Source organism: Saccharothrix lopnurensis (assembly GCF_042658445.1).
Classification (GTDB): Bacteria; Actinomycetota; Actinomycetes; order Mycobacteriales; family Pseudonocardiaceae; genus Actinosynnema; species Actinosynnema lopnurensis.
The window spans coordinates 1-26,905 of sequence record NZ_JBHSQO010000004.1; the positions used below are offsets into that span (position 1 = coordinate 1).

Annotated in this window: 26 protein-coding genes and 1 rRNA gene; 18 read left to right on the forward strand and 9 right to left on the reverse strand. The window is 72.8% G+C overall.

Annotated features, from left to right (window positions below; translation table 11 throughout):
- From rrf to ACFP3R_RS05280, 3 genes are all read left to right on the forward strand, one after another.
- Positions 1-71 (forward strand): 5S ribosomal RNA (rrf, locus tag ACFP3R_RS37860); the annotation flags it as partial.
- 133 nt (positions 72-204) lie between these two features.
- Positions 205-1,767, forward strand: coding sequence for a deoxyguanosinetriphosphate triphosphohydrolase family protein (locus ACFP3R_RS05275; protein ID WP_380633385.1), 1,563 nt, complete (start codon positions 205-207; stop codon positions 1,765-1,767).
- 180 nt (positions 1,768-1,947) lie between these two features.
- Entirely contained in the window at positions 1,948-4,707 is a 2,760-nt protein-coding gene (locus ACFP3R_RS05280) for a S8 family serine peptidase (RefSeq protein WP_380633387.1), read from the forward strand.
- 71 nt (positions 4,708-4,778) lie between these two features.
- On the opposite strand, the gene ACFP3R_RS05285 is transcribed toward ACFP3R_RS05280, so the two are convergent.
- On the reverse strand, positions 4,779-5,756 hold the full coding sequence (locus tag ACFP3R_RS05285) for a hypothetical protein (protein ID WP_380633389.1): 978 nt from the start codon (positions 5,754-5,756) through the stop codon (positions 4,779-4,781).
- A 305-nt stretch (positions 5,757-6,061) separates the two neighbouring features.
- Between ACFP3R_RS05285 and ACFP3R_RS05290 the strand changes: the two genes are divergently transcribed.
- The 6 genes from ACFP3R_RS05290 to ACFP3R_RS05315 all read left to right on the forward strand — a co-directional run bounded on the left by ACFP3R_RS05290 (position 6,062) and on the right by ACFP3R_RS05315 (position 9,601).
- Positions 6,062-6,637, forward strand: coding sequence for a hypothetical protein (locus tag ACFP3R_RS05290; protein ID WP_380633390.1), 576 nt, complete (start codon positions 6,062-6,064; stop codon positions 6,635-6,637).
- Positions 6,634-7,500 (forward strand): acVLRF1 family peptidyl-tRNA hydrolase, encoded by an 867-nt coding sequence (locus tag ACFP3R_RS05295; protein ID WP_380633392.1) that lies wholly within the window; start codon positions 6,634-6,636, stop codon positions 7,498-7,500. The genes ACFP3R_RS05290 and ACFP3R_RS05295 overlap by 4 nt, the downstream gene beginning before the upstream one ends.
- A 49-nt stretch (positions 7,501-7,549) precedes the next feature.
- A complete protein-coding gene (locus ACFP3R_RS05300) occupies positions 7,550-7,993 on the forward strand; it encodes a hypothetical protein (protein ID WP_380633394.1) in 444 nt (147 codons plus the stop codon).
- 4 nt (positions 7,994-7,997) lie between these two features.
- Positions 7,998-8,510: a SigE family RNA polymerase sigma factor gene (locus tag ACFP3R_RS05305; RefSeq protein WP_380633396.1), complete on the forward strand. Its 513-nt coding sequence runs from the start codon at positions 7,998-8,000 to the stop codon at positions 8,508-8,510.
- Positions 8,503-9,012 (forward strand): hypothetical protein, encoded by a 510-nt coding sequence (locus ACFP3R_RS05310; RefSeq protein WP_380633398.1) that lies wholly within the window; start codon positions 8,503-8,505, stop codon positions 9,010-9,012. Before ACFP3R_RS05305 ends, ACFP3R_RS05310 begins: the two co-directional genes overlap by 8 nt.
- A gap of 457 nt (positions 9,013-9,469) precedes the next feature.
- On the forward strand, positions 9,470-9,601 hold the full coding sequence (locus ACFP3R_RS05315; protein WP_380633400.1) for a hypothetical protein: 132 nt from the start codon (positions 9,470-9,472) through the stop codon (positions 9,599-9,601).
- 204 nt (positions 9,602-9,805) lie between these two features.
- On the opposite strand, the gene ACFP3R_RS05320 is transcribed toward ACFP3R_RS05315, so the two are convergent.
- Entirely contained in the window at positions 9,806-10,579 is a 774-nt protein-coding gene (locus tag ACFP3R_RS05320) for an SDR family oxidoreductase (protein ID WP_380633402.1), read from the reverse strand.
- Positions 10,580-10,723: 144 nt separating this feature from the next.
- On the opposite strand from ACFP3R_RS05320, the gene ACFP3R_RS05325 reads away from it, so the two are divergent.
- The 4 genes from ACFP3R_RS05325 to ACFP3R_RS05340 all read left to right on the forward strand — a co-directional run bounded on the left by ACFP3R_RS05325 (position 10,724) and on the right by ACFP3R_RS05340 (position 15,953).
- On the forward strand, positions 10,724-12,352 hold the full coding sequence (locus ACFP3R_RS05325; RefSeq protein WP_380633404.1) for an ABC-F family ATP-binding cassette domain-containing protein: 1,629 nt from the start codon (positions 10,724-10,726) through the stop codon (positions 12,350-12,352).
- A gap of 179 nt (positions 12,353-12,531) precedes the next feature.
- On the forward strand, positions 12,532-12,741 hold the full coding sequence (locus ACFP3R_RS05330; protein WP_015103570.1) for a helix-turn-helix domain-containing protein: 210 nt from the start codon (positions 12,532-12,534) through the stop codon (positions 12,739-12,741).
- Between the two features lie 64 nt (positions 12,742-12,805).
- Positions 12,806-13,621 (forward strand): enoyl-CoA hydratase/isomerase family protein, encoded by an 816-nt coding sequence (locus ACFP3R_RS05335; protein ID WP_380633406.1) that lies wholly within the window; start codon positions 12,806-12,808, stop codon positions 13,619-13,621.
- Positions 13,622-14,087: 466 nt separating this feature from the next.
- The gene (locus ACFP3R_RS05340; RefSeq protein ID WP_380633408.1) at positions 14,088-15,953 is read left to right on the forward strand and encodes an ABC transporter ATP-binding protein; all 1,866 of its coding nucleotides are present in this window, start codon (positions 14,088-14,090) and stop codon (positions 15,951-15,953) included.
- A 152-nt stretch (positions 15,954-16,105) separates the two neighbouring features.
- Here ACFP3R_RS05340 and ACFP3R_RS05345 read toward each other — a convergent pair whose 3' ends face one another.
- A complete protein-coding gene (locus ACFP3R_RS05345; RefSeq protein ID WP_380633410.1) occupies positions 16,106-16,846 on the reverse strand; it encodes an SIS domain-containing protein in 741 nt (246 codons plus the stop codon).
- A gap of 112 nt (positions 16,847-16,958) precedes the next feature.
- Here ACFP3R_RS05345 and ACFP3R_RS05350 point away from each other — a divergent pair, with 112 nt between their 5' ends.
- Positions 16,959-17,714 (forward strand): DeoR/GlpR family DNA-binding transcription regulator, encoded by a 756-nt coding sequence (locus ACFP3R_RS05350; protein WP_380633412.1) that lies wholly within the window; start codon positions 16,959-16,961, stop codon positions 17,712-17,714.
- A gap of 357 nt (positions 17,715-18,071) precedes the next feature.
- On the opposite strand, the gene ACFP3R_RS05355 is transcribed toward ACFP3R_RS05350, so the two are convergent.
- Both ACFP3R_RS05355 and ACFP3R_RS05360 read right to left on the reverse strand, forming a co-directional pair.
- Entirely contained in the window at positions 18,072-20,204 is a 2,133-nt protein-coding gene (locus tag ACFP3R_RS05355; protein ID WP_380633414.1) for a transglycosylase domain-containing protein, read from the reverse strand.
- 107 nt (positions 20,205-20,311) lie between these two features.
- Positions 20,312-20,686, reverse strand: a complete 375-nt coding sequence (locus ACFP3R_RS05360; RefSeq protein ID WP_380633416.1) for a hypothetical protein — start codon at positions 20,684-20,686, stop codon at positions 20,312-20,314.
- 279 nt (positions 20,687-20,965) lie between these two features.
- On the opposite strand from ACFP3R_RS05360, the gene ACFP3R_RS05365 reads away from it, so the two are divergent.
- Both ACFP3R_RS05365 and ACFP3R_RS05370 read left to right on the forward strand, forming a co-directional pair.
- Positions 20,966-21,847, forward strand: a complete 882-nt coding sequence (locus ACFP3R_RS05365; RefSeq protein WP_380633418.1) for a lysozyme — start codon at positions 20,966-20,968, stop codon at positions 21,845-21,847.
- Between the two features lie 30 nt (positions 21,848-21,877).
- Entirely contained in the window at positions 21,878-22,462 is a 585-nt protein-coding gene (locus tag ACFP3R_RS05370; protein WP_380633419.1) for a DivIVA domain-containing protein, read from the forward strand.
- Here the strand turns inward: ACFP3R_RS05370 and ACFP3R_RS05375 are convergent.
- From ACFP3R_RS05375 to ACFP3R_RS05390, 4 genes are read right to left on the reverse strand one after another with little or no spacing between them, the layout of a single operon-like run.
- Positions 22,456-23,118 carry a hypothetical protein gene (locus ACFP3R_RS05375; protein WP_380633421.1) on the reverse strand — a complete coding sequence of 221 codons (663 nt, stop codon included), beginning with the start codon at positions 23,116-23,118 and terminating at the stop codon, positions 22,456-22,458. The two genes, ACFP3R_RS05370 and ACFP3R_RS05375, sit on opposite strands and share 7 nt — an antisense overlap.
- 42 nt (positions 23,119-23,160) lie before the next feature.
- The gene (locus ACFP3R_RS05380; protein ID WP_380633422.1) at positions 23,161-23,721 is read right to left on the reverse strand and encodes a nucleotidyltransferase family protein; all 561 of its coding nucleotides are present in this window, start codon (positions 23,719-23,721) and stop codon (positions 23,161-23,163) included.
- Positions 23,722-23,725: 4 nt separating this feature from the next.
- Positions 23,726-23,911 carry a response regulator transcription factor gene (locus ACFP3R_RS05385; RefSeq protein WP_380633424.1) on the reverse strand — a complete coding sequence of 62 codons (186 nt, stop codon included), beginning with the start codon at positions 23,909-23,911 and terminating at the stop codon, positions 23,726-23,728.
- A 40-nt stretch (positions 23,912-23,951) separates the two neighbouring features.
- On the reverse strand, positions 23,952-24,776 hold the full coding sequence (locus ACFP3R_RS05390; protein WP_380633426.1) for an alpha/beta fold hydrolase: 825 nt from the start codon (positions 24,774-24,776) through the stop codon (positions 23,952-23,954).
- 327 nt (positions 24,777-25,103) lie between these two features.
- Here ACFP3R_RS05390 and shbA point away from each other — a divergent pair, with 327 nt between their 5' ends.
- Both shbA and ACFP3R_RS05400 read left to right on the forward strand, forming a co-directional pair.
- Positions 25,104-25,784, forward strand: coding sequence for an RNA polymerase sigma factor ShbA (gene shbA, locus ACFP3R_RS05395; protein ID WP_380633428.1), 681 nt, complete (start codon positions 25,104-25,106; stop codon positions 25,782-25,784).
- 22 nt (positions 25,785-25,806) lie between these two features.
- Positions 25,807-26,847 carry a carbohydrate kinase family protein gene (locus ACFP3R_RS05400; protein ID WP_380633430.1) on the forward strand — a complete coding sequence of 347 codons (1,041 nt, stop codon included), beginning with the start codon at positions 25,807-25,809 and terminating at the stop codon, positions 26,845-26,847.
- The last annotated feature ends 58 nt before the right edge of the window (positions 26,848-26,905 follow it).

Consider the following 26,905-nt stretch of genomic DNA (forward strand, 5'->3'; position numbering starts at 1 on the left):
CGGTAGTTAAGCCTTCCAGCGCCGATGGTACTGCACTCGTGAGGGTGTGGGAGAGTAGGACGCCGCCGAACATTCTTTCCCTCAGGGGCACCCGTGATCGCGGGTGCCCCTGAGGGCTTTTTGCGTTCAACACCACCGAGCCGCAAGACAGCAACGGCAGCACCGCCCCGGGCATCCCGCCGGCGCGGCAGCTAGGTTTCCCCCATGCACAGCGAGGACCCCCGAGCCCAGCGCCGCTCCGGCGGTGACACCGCAGTCCAGGCCGATCTCGCCACCAGCCCGTTCCGCGTGGACCGGGACCGGGTGGCCGGCTCGCCGTTCTTCTCGCGCCTGGGCGGCGTCACGCAGGTCGTCAGCTCCACGGGCTCCGGTCTGCTGGTGCACAACCGCCTCACCCACAGCCTGAAGGTCGCCCAGGCGGCCCGCGCGATCGCCGAGCGCCTCAACACCCGCCCCGAGGTGGCGAACCTGCTCGACAAGCTCGGCGGCTGCGACCCGGACGTGGTGGAGGCCGCGGCCCTCGGGCACGACCTGGGGCACCCGCCGTTCGGGCACCTGGGCGAGCAGGTGCTCGACCGCCTGGCCCGGCACCGGTTCGGCCTGGCCGACGGGTTCGAGGGCAACGCCCAGTCGTTCCGCATCGTCACCACCACGGACGTGCGGGGCCCGTCGGCGGTGGGACTGGACCTGACGGTCGCGGTGCGGGCGGCGATGCTGAAGTACCCGTGGACCCGGCTGTCCCACCCGACGCCGCACCCCCGCGAGCTGCCGGAGCCGCCGCGCGGCGCCGCCGAGCCGCCCGACGCGCCGGGCACCGGCTCCGCGAAGTTCTCCGCCTACGTCACCGAGTTGGAGGACGTCGTCCAGGCGCGGGCCTTCTACGGGGGCCGGTTGGAGCCGTGGCAGCAGACGGTCGAGGCGTCGGTGATGGACACCGCGGACGACATCGCCTACGCGATCCACGACGTGGAGGACTTCTACCGGGTGGGTGTGCTCCAGCACGCCACGGTGTCGGCGGAGCTGAACTCGTGGCTGGGCCACGCGGTCGAGCTGGCGGGCCTGTCGGCGGCCGAGCTGGCGGCCCAGCAGCGCCGCCCCGGCCGGTCGCTGGAGGAGCTGCGCCGCCGCCTGCACGCCAAGGACTCGTGGACGGTGGACGACGACGCGTTCGCGCGGGCCGTGGCGAAGGTGCGGGCCGAGCTGGTGGACGGCCTGCTGGCGATCCCGTTCGACGGGTCGGTGGAGGCCGAGCAGGCGGTCGCCGGGTTCTCCGCGCGGTGGACGCGCCGCCTGGTGGACGCGGTCGGGGTGATCGAGGAGCCGACCACCCGTTCGGGGCACGTGGTGCTGGCCGTGCCGCAGTGGCACGAGGTGCAGGTGCTGAAGTTCGTGCACCGCCGGTTCGTGCTGCTGCGCCCGGACCTGGCGCTGCACCAGCGCGGCCAGGCGCGGCTGCTGACGGCGCTGGTGGAGGCGCTGGAGCAGTGGGCCACCGACCGGCACGAGGCGAACCGGCTGCCGCGCCGCCTGCACGACCTGGTGGAGCTGGCCGGCGCGGAGTACGCCAGGATCGCCCGGACGGACCCGGCCGTGCTGGTGGGGGCCACCGGGGACGCGCCGTCGGGGCCGGACGCGGTGCGGACGCTGGCGCGTGGCCGGGCGGTGGTCGACTTCGTCGCCTCCCTCACCGACAACCAGGCCGCCGCGCTGCTCGACGGGCTGTCCGGGCGAACCGGACAGCTGTGGACGGATGCTTTTGTACTGTGAAATGTGATGGATATTCCACGTCGCAAGTAGGCCAAACGGTGGCAGACGGTACTTGGGCGTGCGCAATACGTTGACCCCTCGATCGGGGACACCCGATCGCAGGTCGCGTGCGTCGGGGGCACGCTCAACGTGGGGGAGACGCCTGTGCGTTCACAGCTACGCCGGTCTCGAAGAACCGCCTTGATCGCAGCCGGCGCCGCCGCGCTGCTGACCCTGGGCGTCGTGTCACCCGCCGGCGCCGATCCGGCCAGGGCGTCCCAGGGCGTCGAGGACCGGACCGCCGCGCAGATCGCCGCGCTCCAGGAGATCAAGCGGTCGCTCTCCGGCGCGGAGTCCAAGCTGGACAGCGCGCTCGTGGTGGAGCAGCGCCGCCGCGCCAACGCCGGCGCGCTGAACCGCGTCCCGGCCGTGCAGACCGGGGTGAAGGTCCAGAGCGGGAACACCGTCCTGGTGGACATCCGCGCCCACAAGGTCAGCGACGACCTGGTCAACGCCGTCCTCGCCGCCGGTGGCGGCGTCCGCGCGGTCTCGGTCGAGGGCCGGACCGTCCGCGCCCAGGTCCCCCTCGGCTCCCTCACCCGGCTCGCCGGCCGCGGCGACGTGCGCCGGGTCGAGACCGCCGTCGAGGCCAAGACCTTCCACAAGCAGGACCCCAAGAACACCGCCCAGGCCCCCGCCAAGGAGGACAAGGCGCGGGACGTCGAGGCGCGCACCCGTGAGGCGCTGGCCTCGGTGAGCGCGGCGGCCACCACCGGAGAGGGTGACCGGGCGCACGCGGCCGACACGGCGCGTGACGAGTTCCGGGTCACCGGCACCGGCGTGAAGCTGTGCGCCCTGTCCGACGGCATCGACTCCCTGGCCGCCTCGCAGGCGTCGGGCGAGCTGCCCGCGAACGTCGAGGTGCTGCCCGGTCAGGAGGGCTCCGGCGACGAGGGCACCGCGATGCTGGAGATCCTCCACGACATCGCCCCCAACGCCAGCCTGGGCTTCGCCACCGCGTTCAACGGTGACGCCAGCTTCGCCGACAACATCCGCGGCCTGCGCTTCGAGCTGGGCTGCGACGTCATCGTCGACGACGTGCTCTACTTCAACGAGTCGCCGTTCCAGGACGGCGTCATCGCCCGCGCGGTGGACGCGGTCGCCGCGGACGGCGCGCTGTTCTTCTCCTCCGCGGGCAACGAGGGCAACGTCGCCGACCGCACCTCCGGCCACTGGGAGGGGCAGTTCGTCGACTCCGGCGTCGGCATCGGCAGGTTCGCGGGCACGGCCCACGACTTCAACCCGGACCCGGGCGCCAAGCAGGTGGTCAACCCGCTGTCGGAGAGCTCCGGCAACGTGCCGGTCACGCTGTTCTGGTCCGACCCGCTGGGCTCGTCGTTCAACGACTACGACCTGTACCTGGTCAACGCCCAGGGCAGCGTGGTGGCGTTCAGCCAGGGCGTGCAGGACGGCACCCAGGACCCCTACGAGCGGCTCAACACGCCCGCGAGCTCCGCGGGCCTGCGGCTGGCCGTGGTCAAGTTCCGCGGTGAGGACCAGTACCTGTCGCTGTCCGCGCTCGGCGGCCGCTTCAAGGACTCGACCGGCGCCAAGGGCTTCGCCACCCCCGGCGTGACCCGCGGCCACTCGGCGGCCAAGGGCGCGATCAGCGTCGCCGCCGCCCCGGCGGCCGACCCGCTGCCGTTCGACCTGGAGCCGGGCGACCCGGCCAACCCGCGCGGCCCGTTCCCGGGCGCCTTCGACGGCTCCCAGAAGCCCGAGCGGTTCACCTCGGACGGCCCGCGGCGCGTGTTCTTCGCGCCCGACGGCAGTGCCGCCCCCGAGGTCAGGCAGAAGCCCGACCTCACCGCGGCGGACGGCGTGTCGACCAGCGTGCCCGGGTTCGACCCGTTCTTCGGCACCTCGGCGGCCGCGCCGAACGCGGCGGCCATCGCGGGCCTGATCCTGTCCGGCAACCCCGGCCTGTCCCCGGCCGACGTGCGGGAGGCGCTGACCGCCACCGCGGTCGACATCGCCGAGGCCGGGGTGGACAACCGCACCGGCGCCGGCATCGTCCGGGCCGACCTGGCGCTGGCCTACACGGGTGCCTCGCCGCAGCCGCTGGCCAGGGCGCAGCGCCCGAGCGTGGTCAACGACTCGGACGGCAGCCAGTACCTGAAGCCGGGCACCACGTCGACGGTCACCGTCCCGGTGATCAACAACGGTGACGGCACGGCGGCCTCCACGAGCCTGGTGCTCACCACGCCCACCGCGGGCGTGACGATCGCGCCGCGCTCGAAGCACTACGGCAACATCGAGGTCGGCCAGACGGTGACCAACACCTTCAAGGTGAGCGTCCCGTCCGGGGTCCGGGTCGGCTCGGCGATCAGGCTGGACACCCGGGTGACCTACTCCGGGTCGACGTCGCCCACGACCGCCTCGTTCACGCTCAACGTGGGCGAGCCGTCGCGCGACGTGAAGACCTTCTCCTACACCGGCCCGGTGCTGGCCATCCCGGACAACAGCCCGCTGGGCGCGACCGTGCCCATCGAGGTCACGGGCGTGGGCAGCGCGTCCAAGATCGCGCTGTCCATCGACGGCACCCAGTGCACGCCGAACACGGACGGTTCCACCACGGTGGGCATCGACCACACGTTCGTGGGTGACCTGGTCGGCACGCTGACGACGCCCAACGGCGTCAGCGCGACGGTGTTCCAGCGCAACGGCTCGACCGGCTCGAACCTGTGCCAGGTCGTGTTCGACGACTCGGCCGCGCGGGCGTTCTCCACGGTGACCAGCGCGAACGCGCCGTTCACCGGCACCTGGAGGCCGACCACGCCGCTGGGCGCGCTGCTGGAGCAGCCGGCGGACGGCACCTGGACGTTCAAGGTCGTCGACACGGCGGCGGCCGACCGCGGCTCGATCCGCGCGGTCTCGCTGAAGATCAACGGTTACATCTGAGCAAAGGGAAGGGCCCCGGGACTCGTCCCGGGGCCCTTCCTCTTAACTCCTGTTGCTCCGGCCACTCCCGGCTACTTCGGCCACTCCCAGCGGATGCCGAACACGCCGGGCCCGAAACCGAGCGCCACCGCGTGCACGCCGCCCGCGCCGTCCAGGGCCAGGTTGCGGCGCCGCGACGGGGTGTCGTCCCCGGCGGGCACGCTGTACTGCTGGCACCGCGCCGGCAGGTACGACGGGTCGAACCGCACCTCGATCACGTACTCCCGCACCGGCAGCCGGAACTTGCGGGCGAAGGTGTTCTTGCCCGCCGGGTAGTGACCCTCCGCGAACAGCAGCTCGTACTCCATGATGATCGTCTCGCCGCGGCTCAGCGGCCGGTCGAACATCATCTCCGCGGCCATGATGTTGGCCTCGCCGTCCTGGACGACCCGCCCGAGGTGGCAGTTGCGCAGGTTCACCACCTGCGGCAGCACGTCGGACTCCTCGGTCTCGAACACCAGCGCCCAGCGGTCCGGGCCGTCCTGCTCGGCGCGCAGGATCTGCCGCACCCACACCGACCGCTGACCGCCGTCCGCGGCGATCTCGATGCGGTCGTGCTGGCTGATGCGGCCCAGCTTCACGTCCGAGGTGGTGTCCACCTTCGTGAGCAGGTTCGCCACCCGCTCGCGGCGCTCCCACAGGGCGTCGATCGGCATCATCGTCGTCGGTCGCGACCGCCTGCCGCGCGGGCGCGGCGGACCCAGGAGCGCCGACAGGCCCGCCTGGGGCACGCCCAGCACGGTCTCCAGGTGGCGCAGCGCCTCCAGCGACTCCGGTCGCTCGGGACGGCGACGACCGGACTGCCAGTAGCTCAGCGTGGCGACGCTGATCGTGACCCCGCGCAGGGCGAGCCGGTGCTGGATCCGGTCCAGGCTCAGTCTGCTGGCCTTGATGGCGGCCCTCAACGCCTCCGGGAAGGGCCCGGTGGTGAGAAGCTGCGCAAGACTGCCGTGGCCCGCCGGGTCGAGTTCGTCGACGGACAGGTTGGGTCGACCGGCAGCGTTGGTCATTGTGACTCCCCGCTGTCATGAGATCACGCCCCAGTGACCCTACCCGCCAACGCAGGGCGTTGGTGCCTTCCGAGCGGAGTCAATGATTGGGCCGAACGGGTTACGAGTTCACCGGGGTGGACATCGTTCTGTCAAGTGGTGACTGCTCCTGCTCCATCCTTTGTAAACCCGTCGGTAACATTGTGCAACGGGTGTCCGCCGATGTGGTGGAAATCCCTTCGGCCGAGTGAGCGGCCGGTACGGGGCCCGCCGACGGGCCCGCGCGTGTTGGCGACCCGCGATCGGTTGCCCCTACTGTGTCCCCGGTGACCGCCGCCCAGGACCTCGTGCCCCTGCCGGAGGACCCCCTGGCGGACATCGCCGCCGCCGTGCTCGGCGCCGACCCGGACTCGGTGCTCGACCTGCTGGACGTCGCCCGCCACCACGGCGGGCCGCCGGTCGACGTGGTCCGCGCGAGCGACGACCTGCTGCCCCGGCTGGCGCACGAGAACGCCCTGTCGCCGGCGTTGCTGCTGGCCAGGCAGGCGCTGCGGCCGGGAGGGCTGTTCGTGGCGGCGGTGCCCGAACTGGACAAGCTCGGCCGGCTGCGGCCCACCGCGCCGCCGCCGAAGGTGACCGGGCGGGGCGGGGAGCGGCAGGTGACCGTCCAGCTGTGGGACTGGTCGCCCGACGGCGGGTCCTACGCCCTGGAGGTCGTGCGGCTGGTGCGCGCCGAGGGGTCGTGGCAGGTGGCGAACACCGTGTCCACCCGGCACCGGGTGCTGTCGTCGGAGCGGATCTCGGCCGAGCTGGACGAGGCCGGGTTCGCGGCGGTCCAGCGGCTCTCGCCGGCGGAGTGCGGGCACCCGCTGCCCGTGTGGGTCGCGGTCGCGCCGGCATGAGCCGGGTGCGGCCGGTCTCCGGCGGCGGGCGGGCGGTCGAGGTCGAGCCCGAGCGGCTGACCAGGTGGTTCGAGCGGTTCGCCGGCCTCCACGGCGGGGTGGCGACGACGGCGGTGACCGAGCACGAGTTCCTGGTGACGGCGGTCGACGGCACTACGGCCTCGGTGTCGGCGGCCTTCGGCAGGCTCACCCCCGAGGGTGAGCCCGATCGGAGGTCACCCGGTGGGTCGCCTCCCTCTGCCGCATCTTCCCCCGCGTCATCTCCCGCCGGCCTGCCTCCCGCCGGCCGGTCCTCTTCTCCTTCCTCCTCGGGCCCGCCGTCCACCCACCGGTCCTCCGCTTCCTCCTCCGGCCGGGTGTTCGAGGGTCTGGTCCTCGACCCGCTGCTGGCCAACGCCCTCACCCCGCGCCGCCTCGGCCTGCTCCTCGTGCGGCTCGGCGGGCACAGCATCGGCGTGGCGCTCGACGGCCGGGTCCTGGTGTCGACCACGGACAGTCACCAGGTGCACGGCCGCAACAAAGCCGGCGGGTGGTCGCAACAGCGGTTCGCGCGGCGCCGGGAAGGCCAGGCGAGGGTTGCCCTGCACGCCGCGGCCGACGACGCCGCCCGGGTCCTGGCGCCGCGGGTGGCCCAGCTGGACGCGGTGGTCCTCGGCGGCGACCGGCAGGCCCTGGACGCGCTGCGCGCCGACCGCCGGCTGGCCGAGGTGTTCGCCCTGGCGTCGCCGAGGGTGCTGGACGTGCCCGAGCCCCGGCGGGCCGTGCTGGACGAGGCGGCGGTGCGGGCCAGGGCGGTCGAGGTCGTCGTCCGGGAACCACCCGAAACTCGTGACAACCCCCAGCCCGCCCCACCGCATTCATAAGGGTGCAGAGGGCACCACCCCCGGTGCCCCGCAGACCCGAGGAGCAGCTGTGCCGCGCAAACGACTCGTGCTGGCGGTCGGAGCCGTCGTGGTGGGTGGCCTCGCGGTGGCCGTGCCGGCCCTGGCGTTCGGTTCCGGTCCGGACCCCCGGCCGGTGCCGACGACCACCAGCGTGCCGGTCACCGTGACCGAGGTGCCCACCTCGTCGCCTCCGACCACCACCTCGCCGAACCCGGTCGAGACCTCGCCGGCCACCACGACGCTGCACCCGACCACCACGGCGCCCTACCCGACCACGCCGTACCCGACCACGTCGCGTCCGACGACCACCGCGCCACAGCCGATCGAGACCTCGCCGCGCCCCACCGCCACCACCACCCCGCCGCGCACGACCACGACCGCGGCGCCGGTGCAGACGACGCCTCCCCTCCCGCGTCCCACCACCACACGGCCCCTGCCGCCCACGACGGAACCGCCGGTCGCGGGGCGCTGAGCACGTGAGCTGGGACGCGGAGTTCACCCGACACTTCGACCGGTGCGCCGACTCGATGCGCTTCACCGCGTTCCTGTTGTGCGGCAACCACCACGAGGCCGAAGACCTGGTGCAGTCCGCGTTCCTCAAGCTCTACCTGGCGGGGCCGAAGATGGCACACCGCGACGGTCTGGACGCCTACCTCAGGCAGATCGTGGTGCGCACCTTCCTGGCCGAGCGCCGCCGGGTGCGCTGGAAACGGGAGAAGCTCACCGACCTCCCGCCGGAGGTGCCGTCGGCGGGAGTGCTGAGCGAGGACAGGCTGGTGGTGTGGCAGGCCCTGGCGGCGGTGCCCTCGAAGCAGCGGGCGACGCTGGTGCTGCGCTACTGGCACGACCTGGGCGTGGAGGAGACGGCCGCCGCCCTCGGTTGCTCGGTCGGCACGGTGAAGAGCAACGCCAACCGGGGGCTCAAGGCGTTGAGGCAGAGGCTGGGACCGGAGTTCGGCTCGCTGTGGGAGGTGTCGCGCGGTGCTTGAGGACGAGCTGAAGAAGACGTTCGAGGAGCTGAACGTCGAGCCCCTGCCACGCACGTTCGGCGCACTCGACGTCGTTCACCGGGGCACCCGGGTCAAACGCCGCCGCCGCACCGCCGCCGTGGCCGCGACGGGCACCGGCACCACGGCGCTGGTGGCGGTGGTGGTCGCCTTCGCCCTCAACCAGACCCCCGACCCGAACCGCGACACCCCCGCCGACCCGCCCGCCTCGAACACCACTCACCCGGCCACCTCGCCGGCCACCTCGCCACCGCCGAGCATCGAGACCTCACCGACGACAACGGAAGGAGCCCCACCCCTCGGCACCCCACCGGCCACCACCACGCCGCCGCCCGCCACCGCGGCCACGACCACCCCGCCCACCGCCACACCACCCGCCACCGCCGGCCCCCGCCCGACAACCACCACCGAAACCCCGAACCCGCGCACCACCTCCACGACCACCCTCATCGAGATCCCCGCCACCACCCCAACCGCCGGCTAGGGCCTGCCCAACCGCCCCGGCCTGCCACCGCCCGGCCTGCCACCGCCCGGCCCCGCCTGCCCACCTGCCAGTCCGCCTGCCTACCTACCTACCTACCTGCCCGCCGGGCTGCCTGCCGGGCTGCCCGCCCGCCTGCCTACCTGCTCGCCCGCCTACCGGGCTGGCCGTCTGCCTGACCGATCCGGCAGCGCATCCTGTCCAGCCCACGCACCCCTCCTCGGCCAGCGCCGTGGGTGTCACCGGCACCCACCACACGACTCGACCAACAGGTGGCCTCCCACCTTCACGACCGGCCTGCCGGTGCGCTTGCCGGCCCCGGATCGCCGGCCCCATCCCGGACACCGCCGCCGCACCACCCGGCCCGGCGGCGACAGGCACGACCGCCCGCCACCACGTCACCGGCCGACTTCTCTCCACCGCGGTCTGCTCGACGCGCCGGCCCCCCACGTCGTAGGCGATGTTCACCGCCCCGGCCACCCCGCGAATCCGCCTGCTCACCCTGGCCGGCCCCGGCGGCGGCAAGACGCGCCCGGAGGCCCGCGTGGCCAACCGCGCCGAACCGGCCACCGCCGCCCGCCACCACACCTGAGCCGACCAGCCCGCCCGCAGTCGCGCCGACCACCCCGCCCGCAGTAGCACCAAGCAGCCGCGCCCTCACAACCCGACCTCCGCGCCGCCGCCCGCGCGCCACCGTCCCGCGCGCCGGTCCCGCCTCTGGGGCGGTCCCGCCCGCGCGCAGGTCTCACCCCCGCGCCGGTCCCGCGCCCGCCGCGAAACGACCGGCGCGGAACCGCTACCCGAGCGTGCCGGTGGCGAGCAGCCCGCCGTCCACCCGCACCGTCTCCCCGGTGATCCACTCCGCCGCGTCCGAGGCCAGGAACGCCACCAGCCGCGCCACGTCCTCCGGCGTCCCGAGCCGCTTCATCGGGTAGGCGGCCGCCGCGTCCTCCTCGCGCCCCGTGTAGAGGGCCTCGGCGAACCGCGTCTTCACCACCGCCGGTGCCACCGCGTTCACCCGCACCCCCGGCCCCAGCTGCCACGCCAGCTCCTCGGTCAGCCGGATCAGCGCCGCCTTGCTCGCGCCGTAGGCCGCGATCACCCCGGTCGACCGCAGGCCGCCCACCGACGCGATGTTCACCACCGCCCCGCCGTGCTCCCGCATCCACGCGTGCCACGCCAGCTGCACGAACCCGAGGGCCGCCACCACGTTCGTGTCGAAGATCTTCCGCACCGCGTCCAGGTCGGCGTCCACCAGGGGACCGAACACGGGGTTGATGCCGGTGTTGTTCACCAGCACGTCCAGCCGCCCGAACCGCTCCACCACCAGCCGCACGGCCTCCGCCCGGTCGTCGGCGTCGCCCGCGTTGCCCGTCACCGCCAGCACGCGGTCCGGTGACGCGCCCGAGGTCTCGGCCAACCCGGTCGCCGCGGTGGCCAGCGCCTCCGGTTTGCGGCCGGTGATCGCCACCGACGCGCCCCGCGTGAGCAGTTCCAGCGCGATCCCGAGGCCGATGCCCCGGCTCGCGCCCGTGACCAGGGCGACCTTGCCCGTGAAGTCCGAAGTCATGGCCGCAATCTATGCGCCTGCCCACACCGTGGAAACGCGGTGGCGCTCACCCCGTAGACTGGTGGGGTGGTCGTCTTGATCGAGTAGGTAGCGCGCGAGCTGCGCCGTTGTCCTCGCACGACCACACACCCGGAGTTCTGACGAGTGATCACCGCAACCGATCTCGAGCTGCGCGCCGGTTCGCGCATCCTGCTGTCCGACGCCACCCTGCGGGTCCAGCCCGGCGACCGCATCGGCCTGGTCGGCCGCAACGGCGCCGGCAAGACCACCTCGCTGCGCGTCCTCGCCGGCGAGGGCCAGCCCTACGCGGGCGAGGTGCGCCGCACCGGCGAGCTGGGCTACCTGCCCCAGGACCCCCGCGAGGGCGACCTCTCGGTCGTCGCCAAGGACCGCGTGCTCTCCGCCCGCGGCCTGGACCAGCTGCTGCGCGACATGGAGAAGCTCCAGACCGCCATGGCGGAGCTGGCCGACGACGCCGCGCTCCAGGAAGCCGTGCGCAAGTACGGCCGACTGGAGGAGCGGTTCGCCGCCCTCGGTGGTTACGCCGCCGAGAGCGAGGCCGCCCGCATCTGCTCCAACCTCGGCCTCGCCGACCGCGTGCTCGCCCAGCCGCTGCGCACCCTGTCCGGCGGTCAGCGCCGCCGCGTCGAGCTGGCCCGCATCCTGTTCGCCGCCTCCGAGGCCGGCGTGGGCGGCAAGTCCAGCACCATCCTGCTCATCGACGAGCCCACCAACCACCTCGACGCCGACTCCATCGCGTGGCTGCGCGGGTTCCTCAAGTCCCACGACGGCGGCCTCGTCGTGATCAGCCACGACGTCGAGCTGCTCGACGAGGTGGTCAACAAGGTGTGGTTCCTCGACGCCACCCGCGGCGAGGTCGACCTCTACAACATGGGCTGGAAGAAGTACCTCGAAGCCCGCGCCTCCGACGAGAAGCGCCGCCGCCGCGAACGCGCCAACGCCGAGAAGAAGGCCGGCGCGCTCATGGCGCAGGCCGACAAGATGCGCGCCAAGGCCACCAAGGCCGTCGCCGCGCAGAACATGGCCCGCCGCGCCGAGAAGCTGCTGTCCGGCCTGGAGGAGACCCGCCAGGCCGACAAGGTCGCCAAGATCCGCTTCCCGCAGCCCGCGCCGTGCGGCAAGACGCCGCTGACCGCCGAGAACCTCAGCAAGTCCTACGGTTCGCTGGAGGTCTTCACCGGCGTCGACCTCGCCATCGACCGCGGCTCGCGCGTGGTGATCCTGGGCCTCAACGGCGCCGGCAAGACCACCCTGCTGCGGCTGATCGGCTCCAGGGAGCGCCCCGACAGCGGCGAGGTGCTCAAGGGCCACGGGCTCAAGCTCGGCTACTTCGCGCAGGAGCACGAGACGCTCGACCACCAGGCCAGCGTGTGGCAGAACATCCGCCACGCGGCACCCGACGTGCCCGAACAGCAGCTGCGGTCGCTGCTGGGCACGTTCCTGTTCAGCGGCGAGCAGCTCGACCAGCTCGCGGGCACCCTCTCCGGCGGCGAGAAGACCCGGCTCGCGCTCGCGGGCCTCGTGTCGAGCGCGGCCAACGTGCTGCTGCTCGACGAGCCGACCAACAACCTCGACCCGGCCAGCCGCGAGCAGGTGCTCGACGCGCTGCGCCGCTACGAGGGCGCGGTCGTGCTCGTCACCCACGACCCGGGGGCCGTCGAAGCCCTTGAGCCCGAGCGGGTGATCCTGCTGCCCGACGGAACCGAGGACCACTGGTCCCAGGAGTACCTCGAACTCGTGCAGTTGGCGTGAGGGCAAGGGTTTCCGCGTCTCAAACCCGTAAAGTGAGTGGTGATCGACTCACCGTGGTCGAACGACCGCTCGCAGATCATTTCGCTTGATCACCTGGCGTTCTTGGTCTTCGTGTTCGATCATTGCGACGACAGGGGCTTACGAAGGCCCGACCTGCTGTCTACGGAAGGCGGGACAAGGTGGCTGACCTGAAGAAGGGCGCCCGGATCACCGGCGCCACGCGGGACAAGCTGGCCGCTGACCTGAAGAAGAAGTACGAAAAGGGCGCGAGCATCCGGGCGTTGGCCGAGTCGACCGGGCGCTCCTACGGCTTCGTGCACCGGGTGCTCAGCGAATCCGGTGTGCAGCTGCGCGGTCGCGGTGGCGCCACCCGGACGAAGAAGAAGTAAGCTACCCTCCGGTAACCCGAGGCGCCGAGGAGAGACGGCGCCGCCCGACACCGGAGGTTCACGCATGTCGGCACCGACCGCCATCGACGCCGACCTGCTGGAACGCGCACGCGTGCGGTTCGAGGTCGACGGGGCGCGCGCGACGATCACCCTCGACCGTCCCGATGTGCTCAACGCACAGACGCCGTCCACCTGGGTGGCGTTGCGGACGATCGGCGAACAGCTGGACCCGGACGTCCGCGTGGTGGTCGTCCGGGGTTCCGGTCGTGCCTTCTCGGCAGGGCTCGACCGGCGCATGTTCACCGGTGAGCGCGTGGAGGGCGAGCCGGGCCTCGCGGAGATCACCGCGCGAGGCCCAGAGGCCGGCGCCGCGCTGATCGCGGAGTTCCAAGAGGGCTTCCGCTGGCTGCGCGACCCGACCCGGGTGACCATCGCCGCGGTGCGGGGGCACGCCATCGGCGCCGGCTTCCAACTGGCCCTGGCGTGCGACTTCCGCGTAGCCGCCGACGACGCCCGCTTCAGCATGGCCGAAACCTCCCTCGGCCTGGTCCCCGACCTCGGCGGCACCCTCCCGCTGGTGCGCCTGGTCGGCTACTCGCGGGCGGCGGAGATCTGCCTCACCGGACGCCGGGTCGGCGCCGAGGAAGCGCTGCGCATCGGCCTGGTGAACAACGTCGTGCCGGGACCCGACCTGGACGCGGCGGTCGACGACCTGACCGCCCAGGTCCTCCGCCCACTGCCGGGCGCGGTGCGCGAAACCCTGGCCCTCCTGGCCTCAGCCGCCGACGGCGCCACGGAGCAGGAGCAGTTGCTGGCCGAGCGCACCGCCCAGTTGCGGAGGCTCGCGGAACTGTCGGCCCTGGCCGGCGCAGGGGACTGACCTGGGCTTATGGCCAACCGGGGCCACACGATCGGGTGATCACCGCCCGAAAATGTACGAAAACAGCGTTCCGGTCATCGGTTAAGAGAAATCGAGAGGCCGAAACCACCCAGCACGCCACCCCCCACCCGCCCCGCCCATCGCCTACTCACCCATCACCCGACCCCCGCTCCGCCACCACTTCCCCGTTCACCACGCACCACTCACTGCCCCCGTTCACCACTCCGCAGCCACCGCCCTCCACAGCACCACATCCCGCAGCGTCACCACGCTTCGCACCACCACCACCACATCCCGCACCACCACCGCTCGCCCCCCGGTCACCACCCGCCCCTCCGCTCACTCCAGCTGAGGACCGACCCACGGCAGGCACCCGACCCCACCGACGACCCCGCCGAACACGCCGACCCGCGCCCGCGCGGGAGACCCGGGAAGCTCCCGAACCCCGCCGGCGTTCCTCCCTGTCGTGGATGGTTCCTGGGCCTTGATGCGCAGCGCGATGCGGACCGCGGACGCCCCCTCCGGGGTGCGACCCGGCACGTTCCGCAGAGTGCTGGGCTTCGCCCGCCCGCACCGGGCGAAACTGGTGTTGTTCCTGCTGCTCACGGTCGTGTCGGCGGTCCTGGCCGTGAGCACCCCGGTGCTCGCCGGGCAGGTCGTCAACGCGATCGTCGACGACCGCGACGTGTCGATCGTGGTGTGGCTGGCGGTGGTGATCGCCGGCATCGCGATCGTGGACGCGGGCCTCGGGCTGGTCGAGCGGTGGCAGTCGGCGCGCATCGGGGAAGGGTTGATCTACGACCTGCGTCGCGCGGTGTTCGAGCACGTCCAGCGGATGCCGGTCGCGTTCTTCACCCGCACCCGGACCGGTGCGCTGGTCAGCCGCCTGAACAACGACGTGATCGGCGCGCAGCGGGCGTTCACCTCGACCCTGTCGGGCGTGGTCACGAACGTCATCCAGCTGGGCCTCTCACTCGGCGTGATGTTCACCCTCTCCTGGCAGGTCACCGCGTTGGCGCTGCTCCTGCTGCCCGTGTTCGTGCTGCCGGCCCGCCGCATGGGCACCCGGATGGCGGACCTGCAACGCGAGGCCGCGACCCTCAACGCGGGCATGACCACCCAGATGACCGAGCGGTTCTCCGCCCCCGGCGCGACGCTCGTCAAGCTCTTCGGCCACCCCCGCGCCGAGGTCGACGAGTTCGCCGCCCAAGCCGCCCGCGTTCGGGACATCGGCGTCCGCACCGCCATGGCCACCCGCTGGTTCATGACCGGCCTGACCCTGGTGTCCGCGCTCGCCCAGGCCCTCGTCTACGGCCTCGGCGGCTACCTCGCCCTGACCGGCCACCTCGCCGCGGGCACCGTGGTCTCGCTGGCGCTGCTCCTGACCCGCCTCTACACACCCCTGACCGCCCTGGCCAACGCCCGGGTCGACGTGATGACCGCGCTGGTCTCCTTCGAGCGCGTCTTCGAGGTGCTCGACCTGCGACCGATGATCACCGACAGGGACGACGCCCGCCAGGTCCCGGAAGGCCCCGTCCGCGTCGAGTTCGACGACGTGCGCTTCGCCTACCCCTCGGCCGACAAGGTCTCCCTCGCCTCCCTGGAAAACGTGTCCACATTGGACTCCAGGGGTGGCGAGGAGGTCCTCCACGGTGTCACCTTCCGTGCGGAACCGGGCCGGCTGATCGCGCTCGTCGGACCGTCGGGCGCGGGCAAGTCCACCATCGCCTCGCTCCTGCTCCGGCTCTACGACGTCGAAGGTGGCGCCGTTCGACTATCCGATGTGGACGTACGAGACCTGTCCGCCGACTCGATCCGCCGAACCGTCGGCGTCGTCACCCAGGACGGCCACCTCTTCCACGACACCATCCGCGCCAACCTCTCCTACCCGCGCCCCGAGGCGACCGAGGAAGAACTCCACGACGCCCTGCGCCGCGCCCGCCTCGACCACCTCATCGAATCCCTGCCCGACGGGCTCGATACGATCGTGGGAGAACGCGGCTACCGCCTCTCCGGCGGCGAACGCCAACGCCTCACCATCGCCCGCCTGCTGCTCGCCCAACCGCGGGTCGTGATCCTGGACGAGGCCACCGCCCACCTGGACTCCGAGTCCGAAGTCGCCGTGCAGGCCGGCCTCACCGAGGCCCTCGCCGGCCGCACCGCGCTCGTCATCGCCCACCGCCTGTCCACCATCCGCGCGGCCGACCAGATCCTGGTCGTCGAGGACGGGCGCATCGTCGAGCGCGGCACCCACACCGAACTCCTCAACGCCGAGGGGCGCTACGCCGACCTCTACCGCACCCAGTTCGACGAAGCGCCCACCCCGGTCTAGGTCCCGCTCGGGAACGGCGCCCCCGACGACCCGCCACCCACCACCAACGCCGTGCGGAACGGCACGTCACCCTGCCCGCTGCCGGCTTCGACACGCTCCGACCTCGACACGCGCCGGCACCGACTCCGCGGGGTGAAGGATTCGTGGACGACCTACCCGAGCTGGGGCACCCGCGTCTGGTACTTGCGCAGCAACTCGGCGTTGGCCTGGTCGCCGCCCTCGACGTTCGCGCTGCGCCACAGCGGCAGGCTCACCCCGGACTCCGCGGCCTTGTCGAACAGGCGGACCATCAGCAGGTTCCACAGGAACGTCGTGGCCAGCGTGGACACGGCGGCGGTGACCGGGTTGGCCACCGGGTAGGTCGCGTCACCCGGCGGGACGAGGTTGTCCAGCACCACCGTCGCGTTCTCCGCCAACGTCGTGCCCGCCCGGCGCGGCGCCAGCGCGCTCGCGGCCACCGACGTCACCGCCACCACCGGGCACCCGGCGTTCGCGGCGTGCATCGCCAGCTCGACCGGGTAGGGGTTCACCCCGGAGGTGGAGAAGACGAACAACACGTCGTGATGAGCGAGGCCCGCGTCCCGCAGCACCTCGGCCGCCAACCCGGACCGCCGCTCGGCGGCCGTGCTGCTCACCGCGCCGTGCATCGGCAGCAGCTCGGGGTGGTAGATCGGGCGCACGCACGCCAGACCGCCCGCCCGGTAGAAGGTCTCGGCGACCGCGGCGAGCGAGTGGCCCGCACCCGCCGCGAGCACCAGGCCGTCCGCGCGGACGCCGGCCAGCACGAGTTCGGCCACGTCGTCCAACGCGCTCGCGTTCTGCTGCTCCACCCTGGTCAGGTGGTTGCGCACGACGTCCCCGTAGTCGGATCCGGTGACGGTCTCGGTCGCCATGCGGTCGCCTCCAATGGTCTACACCAAATATGTGCCCGCCAGTCCTACCGGATCGTCCCATCACCCGCCAGGGTGTTGACCACCGAACACCCGCTGTGTTCAATCGAACGCAATGGATGTCGTCTGGCGGCACGAGACGATCCTGGACCGCCTGCGCGGGGGCGAGCGGGTGGCCGTCGCCGCGTTGGCGGAACTGGTCGGCACCTCCGAGATGACCGTGCGGCGCGACCTGGACGTGCTCGAACGCGACGGCCTGGTGCGGCGCGTGCGCGGCGCGGCGGTCGGCATGTTGACGGGGGAGGAGACGCCCTACGCGGCCCGGTCGCGCCAACGGCTGGACGCCAAGCGCCGCATCGCCGCGGCCGTCGCGAGCCTCCTCGACGACGGCGAGACGGTCGTGCTCGACAGCGGCAGCACCGCGGTCGAGGTCGCGCGCGAACTCGTGGACCGCCGGATGACCGTGCTGCCGCTGTCCCTGCACACGGCCGACGTCCTGCGTCGCGCCGACCACGTGCGGCTCGTCCTGCCCGGTGGCGACGTGCGGCCGGGCGAACTCGCGTTCACCGGTCCGCTGACTGAGCACGCCTTCCGGGTGATGCGCTTCGACACCACCGTCCTGGGCAGCTGCGGCCTGAGCGCCCACCACGGGGTGTCGGCCCACGACCTGGCCGAGGGCGCGGTGAAGCGGGCGGCGATCGAGGCGTCGGCGCGGGTGGTCGCGGCGGTCGACGGCTCGAAGTTCGGGCGCACCGCGTTCGGCCGGGTGTGCCCGGTGACGTCGATCGACGTGCTGGTCACCGACGTGGGTGCGCCAGCGGGCGAACTGGGCCGCCTGCGCGACGCCGGGGTGGACGTGCGCGTCGTCTGACGCGCGGTCCGGAGGGTGGCCGGTGCCCTCGCACGCTGTCGGGTGCGCGTGAACCAAGCGCACGTCAACCGGGTGCGCGTCAACCGGGTGCGCGTCAACCAAAGTGCGCGTGAACCAAGTGCGCGTCAACCGGGTGTGCCGGCCAAGCCGGGGGTCAGGTCAGCGGCCCCGAGTCCCGAGGACCCAGTGGTTCGTCACGGACGGGCGTGTCGGGAGAGGGGCTGTGGTCGCTCGCGGGGTTCCTCATGCTCAACCGATGATCGGGAACGCTGTTTCCGTACATTTCCGGACGATGATCACCCGATCGTGTGAGGCAACCGACCAACCATCCTCACGAGCCCAACCCGCGCGCCCCCATCACGGTAGCCGGTACCGCGGTTCCACGGGCGGCAAGGGCTTCTCCGGCAGGTTCTCGTGCGCCTTCGTCATGAACTCGAACCACGTCCGCGCGGGCAGCGTCCCCCCGTAGATGTCACCCTCCGCGCACAACCGCGGCGGCCCGCTGTTGACGCAGATGCCCCTCGGCGTGATGCCGTCGTTGAAGACCTGCACCGCGCCCGCGTAGTCGAGCGTCGCCCCGATGAACGCCGCGGACTTGTACTCCTCCGTCGTCCCCGTCTTGCCCAGCGCCGGCCGCTTCCAGTCGTACTGCTTGGCCGCCGCCGCGGCGGTGCCGCGGTCCTGGTCGTCCTCGCTCAACCCGACCACCAGGGCGTTCGCCAACCCCTCCTCCACCACCTGCTCGCACGGCGGCTCCCGCACCGCGACCTCCGCGCCGTGGCGGTCGACGACCTTCCGGATCGGCGTGGGCCGGCACCAGGTGCCCGACGACGCGATGGTGGCCGCCACGTTGGCCAGCTCCAGCGTGCTCGTGGGCGCGGGCCCGAGGGTGAACGACGCGTTGCCCGCCGACTTGTAGAAGTCGGCCTGCGACACCTGGAGGTCCTTGCGGTCGGCCGACTGGTCGGGGGCGACGCCGGCGATGTTCGTCGCCATCGTCTCCCGCATCCCCAGCCGGGACGCCATGTCGACCACCGCGTCCAGCCCGACCTTCTCCTCCAGGATCACGAACCCGGTGTTCGGCGACGTCGCCAGCGCCTGCTTCAACGTCATCTGGGGCGCGTAGGAGTCGTCGTGGTTGGACAGGCAGTACCAGTACGTCGCCTGCTCGCCGGTCGACGGGCACGACGCCGCGCCGCCGCGGAACACGCGGGACACGTACGAGTTGGGCGTCGCGATCATCGACTCGATGCCGATGCCCTTCTCCAGCGCCGCCGCCGCGGTGAACACCTTGTAGACCGACCCGGCGCCGAACTTGTTCTCCACCGCCGACGGCAGGTCGAACTGGGTCTGGAACTCCTCCTTCTTCAACCCGTAGTCGCGGCTGGCCACCAGCGCCACCACCTCGTGCCGCTCACGACCCGGCTTCACCACCGCCGCCGTGTTGGCGATGCCCGGCGTGGTCTTGGGCACCTGGGCCTCGGCGGCCCGCTTGGCGTGCTGCGTGAGCGTCCGGTCGAGGGTCGTTTCGATCCGGTAGCCGCCGGCCTTCAGGTCGTCCAGGTCGAAGCCGTTGGCGGTCAGGTAGTTCACCACGTAGGAGCAGAAGAACCCGGTCTCCGGGCCCGCGCCGACGCACCCGGTGGGCAGCGGCCGCACCGGGGTGGCCAGGCCCAGCGGCGCCCGCTTCGCCGCCTCGGCCTGCTCGGGGGACAGCTTGTTGTTCGCGGCCATCAGGTCGATGACCATGTTGCGCCGCTCGGTCGCCTTGTCCGGCCGGGCCTCCGGGTCGAGGAACGTGGGGCTGTTGACCATCCCGGCGAGCATCGCGGCCTGCGGCACGGTCAGCGCCTTCGGCGTGGTGTCGAAGTACGCCTGCGACGCCGCGGCGATGCCGAAGATGGTGCCGCCGAACGGCACGACGTCCAGGTAGCGGGTCAGGATCTCGTCCTTGGTCAGCTGCGACTCGACGTGCATCGCGATCCGCGCCTCGCGCAGCTTGCGGGAGATGGTCTGCTCCTGCGCCTTCACCTGCCCGCCCTTGTCGTCGCGCTCCAGCACGTGCACGAGGTGGTTCTTCACGTACTGCTGCGTGATCGTGGACGCGCCCTGGGACACGGAGCCGTCGGACTGGTTGCGCATCGCGGCCCGGATGGTGGCCAGCCAGTCGACGCCGTTGTGCTCGTAGAAGCGCCGGTCCTCGGTGGAGAGCAGCGCGTCCTTCATGACCTGCGCGACCTCGCCCGGCGGCGTGAGCACGCGGTACTGGTCGTAGAGGTACGCGAACGGTTGGCCGTCCTTGTCCGTGATGGTGCTCATCAGGGGCGGCGGGGTGTCGATCAGCTGGACCGAGGTCATCGCGACCCGGTCGCCCACGCGGTTGGACACCAGCCCCGCCGCGCCGACGACCGGCAGCGCGAGCCCGGCCAGCAGCAGGCCGGCCACCAGGCACAGGCCGGCGAGTTTCGCGACGCAATCAGCCCTACGCATACCGGGGAAGTGGGCCTCGGTGGCCCTCGAAAAACTCCGGGAACGCAGGTTCACACTATCGCGCAGCGGTGTTTAACCGGACGTGTCTCGCCCGGCGGTGAAATGCTTTACGCTGCGTTGCGCCGGGTGGTCGCGGCACTCGCCAGGTCGGCGGCGTGCCGCATGGCGGCGGCGTGCAGCGCGGTCAACGACAACGCGTCCGCCTGCGCCGCCGGGTCGCCCGAGGTCGGTTCCAGGCGCGTGTCCGCGGTTTCGTAGACCACGCATTCCGCGGCCGTGCTCAGCCGCCGGGCGAGGAACGCCACCGCGCGCATCAGGCGCTCGGCCTCGTCCCGGGTGATCGGCACGACCCGCGGCGGCTCGTCGCCCACGGCTTCGAGCTCCGCCCGCCGCGCCCGGCAGGCCAGGACGCGGTCCCACAGGCCCGCGGCCTCGTGCAACGACTCGATGAACGGCTCCCAGTCGACCTCGCTCGCGGCCATGGTCCCTCACCTTCCGTGCGTCACCCGGGTACTGAGTGCCCTCATCGGGGGCACTCCATGCCGTCGTTTCACTATCGGGTGAGAAAACGTGCCACTCTCCGGCACCGACGATCACAACGGGTGCCAGTAAAGTGCCTTCTTGTCATTCGGAAGAGTGGCAACGGGCTTTTCATGTTGCCAACACCTCGACCGGTGGTAGCCGATTCCCGGAGTGATCCCGACGTCGCGGCACGGCGCCGGGGGTGGAGGAGTCGCGCTTTCCCAGGGGAGGAATGATCAATGGCCGCGCAATCGCAGACACGGCCCCGAACGTGGGCGGCCCGGACGTGGGCGGCCCGGACGTGGGCGGCCCGGACCACCGCGGCCGCGCTCGTGCTCGGCTGCCTGGTGGCCCCGCACGGCCGGGTGACCGCGGCGCCGGTGGACGACCCCGCCGCGAGCACGCGGACGGCGGCGGAGGGCGACCACGCCGCGGGTTCCCAGATCGCCCTGCACGAACCCGGGCAACCCGTCGACGCGTCCCAGCTGGGCGGCACCGGGCCGACCGTCCCGGGCATCGACGTGAGCAGCCACCAGGGCGACGTGGACTGGCCGCACTGGTGGGAGCAGGGCAAGCGGTTCGCCTACGTCAAGGCCACCGAGGGCACCGGCTACCGCAACCCCTACTACTACCAGCAGTACAACGGCTCCTACGACGTCGGCATGGTCCGCGGCGCCTACCACTTCGCGCTGCCGGACCGCTCCGACGGCGTCGCGCAGGCCAACTTCTTCGTCGACCAGGGCGGCGGCTGGTCCGCCGACGGCCTCACCCTGCCCGGCACCCTGGACATCGAGTACAACCCGTACGGCGAGGACACCTGCTACGGCCTCACGCCGGAGGAGATGGTCGCCTGGATACGGGACTTCAGCGAGACCTACCACTTCCGCACCGGCCGCTGGCCGATGATCTACACCTCCACGCTGTGGTGGGACGGGTGCACCGGCCGCGCCGGCGACTTCACCGCCACCAACCCCGTGTGGGTCGCCCGGTACGCGGCCGAGATCGGGCCGCTTCCGCACCGCTGGGCGGTGCACTCCATCTGGCAGCACAGCTCCACGCCGATCGACCAGAACGTGTTCAACGGCACCATGGACGACCTCGTGGCGCTCGCCAGGGGCTGACCCCGGTCCGTCTGATGAAGGGCGGCAGCCATGCACATCGACGAGTTCCGCGGCGCCTTCCGCATCCGCTGGCGCGGCTACGACCGGCAGGAGGTGGACGCCGAGCTGGCCGGGCTGAGGCAGGAGGTCGAGGTGCTCCGGGTGGACCGGGACGCCGCCCTGGCCACCGCCGACGACCTGACCCACGAGCTGGAGGACGCGCGCAGCGAACTCGCCGAGTACCGGGTGCTGCACGCCGGCTACTCCAAGGACAACGCCGTCTCCGGCTGCATCCGCTACCTGATGCACGTGGCCCGGCAGAAGGCGGACGCCTTCGAGAGCGACGCGCGGGAGCGCAGCGAGCAGATGCTGCGGCAGGCCGAGGAGGTGGCGCGCAGGCAGGCGGTCCTGCTCGACGAGACCGAGCAGGAGACGCAGCGCCGCCTCGCCGAGGCCGAGCAGCGCGCCCGGGAGGTCGTGGCGGCGGCCGTGGCCCAGGCGAACGCCCTGTCGGCGAGCCAGGTCGCCCTGTCCGCGAACCCGGTCGAACCGTGGTCCCCGGGCCTGCCCGGACCGCGGATCACCTCCGGCCCGCTGCCGGTCGTGCACCCGGAGGCCGAACCCCGGGGTCAGTGAGACGACGGCTCGTGGCAGCTGCCCTCGCGGGTGGTGCCGTCGACCCTGATCATCACCTGGCCGGGCGACAGGCTCCCGATCACGCACGCCCGGTCGCCCAGGTGCACGCCGTAGACGACGCCGGCCGGCGGTGTCGTCCCGGTGACCGGCAGCTCGAACGGCCGCGCGTACACCTCCCCGGTGGCGCGGCCCGTGCCCTTGAGCACGCGCAGCGCGCTCTCCCGCGCGAAGTCGCCCTGCCCGCACAGCCGCTCCAGCGCGGGCCGCAGCTCCTCGGCCACGGCCACGGCCGCCGCGTGGGCGGCCGGCGCCAGCGGCGCGCGGCGCTTCCAGCCGTTGTTGTCCGCGTGGTTGGGCGGCAGGTCACCCGGGAGCCGCCCCGAGCCGGTCGACGGGGGCGGCGCGGTCGTCGCCGGTGCGGCCTCGGCGACCTCGAACCGGGTCTGGCAGGGGCCGGTCGGCGGGACGGAGGTCGGTGCGGCCGGTGGCTCGGCGGCCGGTGGCCTGGTGACCGGTGGCCCGGCGGTCGGTTCCGCGGCGAGCCCCACCCCCACCGACGGCGCCGCGCCCCCCTGACCCCGGTCCGCGCACCCCACCGCCACCACCCCCGCCAGCAGGACCACGCCCGCGAGCGCCCCACCCCTGAGCAGCGTCATGACCCGACCATGGCACACCGACCGCCGCGCGGACCCGGGTTTTCAGGTCACGAGGTCCTCGGGCCGGTCCACGTCCGCGCCGTCGGCGACGTCCTCGCACCGCACCACCACCGCGCCGTGCGCCCGCAGGTAGTCGCGCGCGCCAGCGTCCCCGGTGGCCGCCGCCGACACCCCCGGCCAGTGGTCCGCGCCGATCAGCACGGGGTGCCCCGGCGCCCCCGCGTAGGAGGCGCGCGCCAGCACCCCGGGTGACGCGAGCGCCACGAACCGCCCGACGGCCGCCGCGGTGACGCCCGGCGTGTCCACCGGCAGCACCACCACCGCGTCCACGCCGGTCAGCGCGGCCAGGCCGACGCGCAGCGAGGAGCCCATGCCGGTGGCCCAGCCGGGGTTGTCCACCACGACGAGACCCGCCAGGGACGTCTCGGCGCGCACGGTCGCCGCGGCCGCCCCGAGCACCACGACCACGGGCGCGCACCCGGCGTCGCCCAGCACCGCCGCGGCGTGCTCGACCCAGCGCACGCCGCGGTGCGCCACCAGCGCCTTGGGCCGGCCGAACCGGCTCCCGGCGCCCGCGGCGAGCACCAACCCCGCGACCCGCACGGGGTCAGACTATGGCCCGGTGCCCCCTCAGCTCGCTCCGGCCGGCCACCGCCAGCTTGCGGTAGACCCTGGTCAGGTGCTGTTCGACCGTGCTCACGGTGATGTGCAACCGCGTCGCGATCGCCCGGTTGCTGTGGCCCAACGCGGCCAGGGTCGCGACCCTGCGCTCCGAGTAGGTCAACTCCGTCATACGGGGGAACACGTGCGGGGGACCGGTTGCGGTTCAACCGTCAGCGCAGATGCTCCAGGAGAAGCGAGGTGAGCACCTCCGGCGCCTCCTCCGGCACCCAGTGCGACACGTCCTCCAGCATCTCGAACCGGTACGGCCCGGTGACCCAGTCGCCGGTGGCCAGCGCCGCGGTCGACCCGAACGCCACGTCCTCGGTGCTCCACACGTACATCGTGGGCACCGACACCTTCCCGGCCCTCCCGCCGGGCCGGCCCGCGCGGTACCAGTTCAGCGCCCCGGTCAGCGCGCCCGGCTCGGACAGCCGCCGCACGTACTCGTCCACCCGGCTCGGGGGCACCCTCCACTCGAAGAACCCCCGCAGCGCCGCGGCGTCGTCGGCGAGCATCCGCTTCTCGGTGCCGCTGTTGCGCCACTCGGTCAGGTACCCGGAGCGCAGGTGCTGGTCCTCGTCGGCGCGCAGCGCGTCGGCGAGCGCGCCGGGGTGCGGCGTGGACACCACGGCGAGCCTGCGCACCCGCCCGGGGTGCTCGGCCGCGGTCCACCAGGCCACCGCGCCGCCCCAGTCGTGGCCGACCAGGTCGAACGCCGACCAGCCGAGCGAGTCCGCCACCGCCAGCACGTCCCCGACCAGCGCGTCCACCCCGTACTCGGCGGGCCGATCGGGGCGCACGCCGGGGGAGTAGCCGCGCTGGTCGAACGCCACCGCCCGGAAACCCGCGCGGCCCAGCACCGCGACCTGGTGCTCCCAGGCGATCGCCGCCTCCGGGAAGCCGTGCAGGAACAACACCGGGCGGCCGTCCTCCGGGCCCGCCGCGATCGCGTCGAAGGTCCCCTCGTCCGTCGGCACGCCGATCTGCTCGATCACTGGATTCAGACCCCATCCCTCGCCCGGTCAGCCGCTGCGCCGGACATTCTGGCCCGCGACCCCGACCGCGCCGCCGGCCCGGGGGTCACCCCGAACCGCCGACCCGATTGCGGGACCCGGACGCGGGACGGTTCACCAGGATGAACCAGCGCCCCGTCGGCATTGGGCCGTTCGGCTCATATCCTCCCTCGGACGGGTGTTCTTCCCGCTGGTCCGTCGTCGATCGTGGTCAGCTTTCCCGGATCCCGTATCAGGGGCCGTGCTGCGTGCTCCTCATGAGTGAGCCGGGGTGGGCCGGGAGGCAGAGCAGCGTGAGGAGGTCGCCGGATGGTGCATCACGCATCCGTGCGAGCTGACGTCGAGTTCGCGGCGGGGGCGCCCGGCCGTCCCGGGGTCCGGCTGGTGCCGGGGGGAGCCCCGGACCACCGCTCCGCCCGGTGGCTCGCCGAGGCCGAGCTGGCAGACCTGGTGGACGCCGCCCTGCTGGGCGACCAGCGCGCGGTCGAGCAGCTGCTCAAGCGCATCCAGCCGCTGGTGCTGAGGTACTGCCGGGCGCGGGTCGGCACGCGGGAGCGCACCCTCGTCTCGGCCGACGACATCGCCCAGGAGGTGTGCCTGGCGGTCGTCGCGGCGCTCGGCAAGTACCAGTATGAGCCCGGCTCGTTCCTGGCCTTCGTCTACGGGATCGCCGCGCACAAGGTCGCCGACGCCCGAAGACGGGCCGTGCGCAGCCGGTCGGAGGTCGTGCCCGAGCTGCCCGACACGCCCGCGCTGGAGGACGGGCCCGAGCAGCGGGCCATGAACGGCGAGATGATCGGCCACGTCACCGAGCTGCTGCGCAGGCTGCCCGACCGGCAGCGGGAGATCCTGGTGCTGAGGGTCGCGGTGGGCCTGTCGGCCGAGGAGACCGCGGCGGCCGTGGGCTCCACGCCGGGCGCGGTCCGCGTCGCCCAGCACCGCGCGCTGGCCCGGATGCGGGAGATGTTCGCGGCCGCTGTCGAGGGCTGACCGGCCCTGGCATCGTGGGGGGATGGCACCGCCGTCGCCCGCCGATCCCCAGTTCGACGTGCTGCTGTCCGGGACGGTGTTCCTGGACATCATCTTCACCGGTCTGCCCCGGCCGCCCGCGCCGGGCACCGAGGTGTGGGCCGAGGGCCTGGGCTCGTGCCCCGGCGGCATCGCCAACCTCGCCGTCGCGCTGAGCCGGCTCGGGCTGCGCACGGCGCTGTCGGCCGCGTTCGGCGAGGACGCCTACGGCGACTTCTGCTGGGAGGTCCTGGCCGACCAGGAGGGCGTCGACCTGTCCTACTGCCGACGCTTCTACGGCTGGCACTCGCCGGTCACGGTGTCCATGGCGATGGACCACGACCGCTCCATGGTGACCCACGGCCACCGGGCGCCCGTGTCGGGTGACGAGCTGCTGGACCCGCCGCCCTGCACCAGGGCGTGCTTCGTGCACGTCGGGGCGGAGGACGAGCGGTGGGTGTCGCTGGCCAAGGAGCGGGGCGCGCTGCTGTTCGCCGACATCGGGTGGGACCGGACCGAGGCGTGGTCGCCCGACCTGCTGCGCCGGCTGGACGGCTACGACGTGTTCCTGCCCAACGAGGTCGAGGCCCGGCACTACACGCGGTGCGGCTCGGCGCGGGACGCCGCCGTCGCGCTGGCCGAGCACGTGCCCGTGGTGGTGGTGACCAGGGGCGGCGGGGGAGCGGTCGCGGTCGACTCGACCAGCGGCGAGGTCGTCGAGGTGCCCGGCCTGAACGTCGCCGCGCTCGACTCGACCGGTGCGGGCGACGTGTTCGGCGCCGGGTTCGTGGTGGGGACGCTGTCCGGGTGGCCGCTGGCGCACCGGGTGCGGTTCGCGAACCTCTGCGCGGCGCTGTCGGTGCAGCACTTCGGCGGGTCGCTGTCGGCGCCGGGGTGGGTGGACATCTCCACCTGGTGGCGGACGGTGTCGCGGCGCCTGGACGACGACCTGCGCCAATACCGGTTCCTGGAGGACGTGCTGCCGCGGCAGGCGCGCACGGAGATGCGGCGGGCGAGCGCCACGATCCGGCTGAACCCCCGATGACCACCCGATCGTGATCTTGCCCCCAGTCGAACACCTGTTCGACAATGGACCACGTGAT